Source organism: Polaromonas sp. P3_C2, from assembly GCF_056402675.1.
On record NZ_JBFUGX010000578.1, the window covers coordinates 1 to 2672 of the forward strand.

The 2672-nt window shown below is 60.5% G+C and carries 3 protein-coding genes; all 3 read right to left on the minus strand.

All coding sequences use genetic code 11. From position 1 onward, the window contains the following. A partial coding sequence (locus tag AC1DWI_RS19220) for a response regulator transcription factor (RefSeq protein WP_477671989.1) occupies positions 1-240 on the minus strand: 240 nt, incomplete at its 3' end. A 165-nt stretch (positions 241-405) separates the two neighbouring features. Continuing rightward, positions 406-2169 carry a sensor histidine kinase gene (locus tag AC1DWI_RS19225; RefSeq protein WP_477725473.1) on the minus strand — a complete coding sequence of 588 codons (1764 nt, stop codon included), beginning with the start codon at positions 2167-2169 and terminating at the stop codon, positions 406-408. 74 nt (positions 2170-2243) lie between these two features. Next, on the minus strand, positions 2244-2672 hold a 429-nt coding region (locus AC1DWI_RS19230), incomplete at its 5' end, for a DUF2817 domain-containing protein (protein WP_477725474.1).

Here is a 2672-nt window from a genome sequence, read left to right on the forward strand (position 1 = left end):
GAACACAAAGGGCACCTGCTTGAGGGCAGGTTCCGATTGCAGCGCGGCCAGAACCTCCATGCCGTTCATCAGCGGCATCATCACATCGCAAAAAATCAGGTCCGGCTGCTGCTCTCTGGCCACTTGCAGGCCGGCATGGCCGTCTGCCGCTGCCAGGCCTTCGTGGCCCTCCAGCCGGACAAAGCGCAGCAGGTTGTCCCGGATATGGGATTCATCTTCAATCACCAGAATGCGCGCCATTTTTCTTTCGCATTGAAGTCCCCGCATTTCATCGTGGGCGGGGCTGATTTCCCTGAGCTACCCGGCAGGCTCTGTCGCAGTGCCGGGCTGGTATCCATCTTATAGCCTTACCCCGGTTTCCCCAATCTGCCCGATGCGCTGGCTGGTTTGGCCAGGTTCCGCGACTCAAATCGTGACGGTAAAGCGCGTGCCCTGGCCCACGACGCTGGTTACGTTGATGTGGCCGCCGTGCAGGTCGACCGAATTTTTGACGATGGCCAGCCCCAGGCCCGTGCCCTGGATTTCGCCGACATTGCTGGCCCGGTGGAACCATTCGAAAAGGTGGGGAAGCTCTTCGGCCGGAATGCCTATGCCCTGGTCCGCCACCTCAAAGGCCACACGTCCCTCCAACGAAAACACGCGAAAAGAGACTTTTCCGCCTTGCGGCGAATACTTGATGGCGTTGGACAGCAGGTTGCCGAAGATATGGCGCAGCAGCTTTTCATCAAAAATCCCGATCTCCGGCCGGGCCCCGAATTCCAGGATCAGCTCGCAGCCCGCCTCTGAATACTGGATGCGCGCATCTTCCACCAGGTTCTGKCAAAGCAGTTGCAGATTGATCTCTGCCGGCTGGAACGCCAGCATTTGGGCCTCCACCTTGYCCAGCAGCAGCACGCGGTCCAGCATCTGGGTCATGCGTTGTACGCCGGTTTCTATGGTGGCGATGACGTCGGCTTTTTCGGGCTCGGGCAGGCGGTCGCCGTAGTGCTTGAGGAGTTCGGCGGACGACAGGATAAAGGCCAGCGGCGTGCGGAATTCATGCGACGCCACCGAGATGAAGCGCGACTTCATGTCATTGAGCTCGGTTTGCCGCTGCAGGGTCTGGCGCTGCGTCAGTTCGGCCTGCAAGCGGGCCGTCGCATCTACCACGAAGATCAGGGTCGCCTCGCGCTTGCCCCATTCGATCTGCACGGCGGAGAGCTCCAGCGAACGAACTTCGCCAGCCTGGGTGATCACGCGAAAACCGTACATCGAGTCGACCTCGTCGCCCCGCAGGCGACGCTCGTGGCGCTCGCGCATCACCGGCAGGTCGTCGGGGTGGACGGTCGCGGTGTAGGGCTGGGACAGCAGGTACTCCCGCGGATGGCCCACGATGCGCTCCAGGCTGGGGTTGGCAAATACCATGCGGCCGTCCTGCACAACCACCACGCCGACACCGACGTTTTCAATCACCGTGCGGTAGCGCTCTTCCGATTTACGCAATTCATCCAGCGCCTGATAGCGTTCAATCGCACTGCTGACGTGGTTGGCGACAAAGGACAGGATGTCGGCATCGGTGTCGCTGTAGGCCACGCCCGGTTCATAGCCCTGCACTGCGAGTACGCCGCCTATGGTGCCGCGTATGTGCATGGGCACGCCCAGCCAGGAACTGAAAGTCATGTCGCCACTGCCTTCCGTCACATCACCGGCGGCTTCCAGTACCTTCAGGCGCATGGCGTCAATAATTTGCGGCTTACCGGTACTCAGGACGAATTCGGTCAGACCCCTGCGGTACGGCACATTGCTCAGTTGCAGCGCATCGCCATCGCGCTCGTCCACGTAATAGGGGAAATCCTTTCGGTGTTTCTGCGCGTCGTACAGACACACATAGCAATTTTTGGCATACAGCAGCTCTCCCAGCAAGCCGTGAACCGACTGCAGGAAATCGTAGAAAGAGAGATCTGCTGCTGCACGCTCGGCAATGCGGTAAAAAACCCGTTGCAGGGTTTCGGCTTTTTTTTGCTCCAGCGCTTCGACCTGAAGTTCGMGGGTTCGCTGTTCCAGCCACAGGTTGGCGGATGTCTCCTGCTTTTGCTTTTCAAGCTGCAAATTCCGGTAGTCGGCCTCTAACCCCTGATATTGCTGTTGCAGCTGCTTGAGCTGGAGTTGCAGATCGGCGTCGGACGGCATGGCGCGGCTTTCGTGCTCGGGTTGAAAAGAGGGCTGCTGCAATGGCTGCACCCGAGTCATTATGCGGCCCTGGTTCAGGGGGTGTTCAGTCCGCTCACGGTCTGGAACATGGCCTGGCGCGCCTGAGCCAAGATTTGCGAGCGCCATTCGTCCGTGTCGACATAAAACGCGTTCATCATCTGCCGCTTGATCGTCGCCTGTTGCTCCGCGGGCATCTCAGGATGCTTGTGCAGCCAGTGATCGGCACGCAGGGCGGCAATGACGTCCAGAATGGGCACCGTACCGTATTCCATGGCCATGCCGGTGTATTCGGCCTGTGGGCATTCGTCGGGAACCGACGCCCACATCAAACCCGTCAGGTGCGCCGAGCTGGAGGAGCCGTCGTAGAACGAGGTGACGGGGGTGGCGCCGCCGCCGTCCCACCAGGCGCGCGCGCGTGCCAGGGCTATGGGATCGTTGTCGCAGGCAAAAATGCGCTCACCAATCCCGCTGGGGCCCAGTCC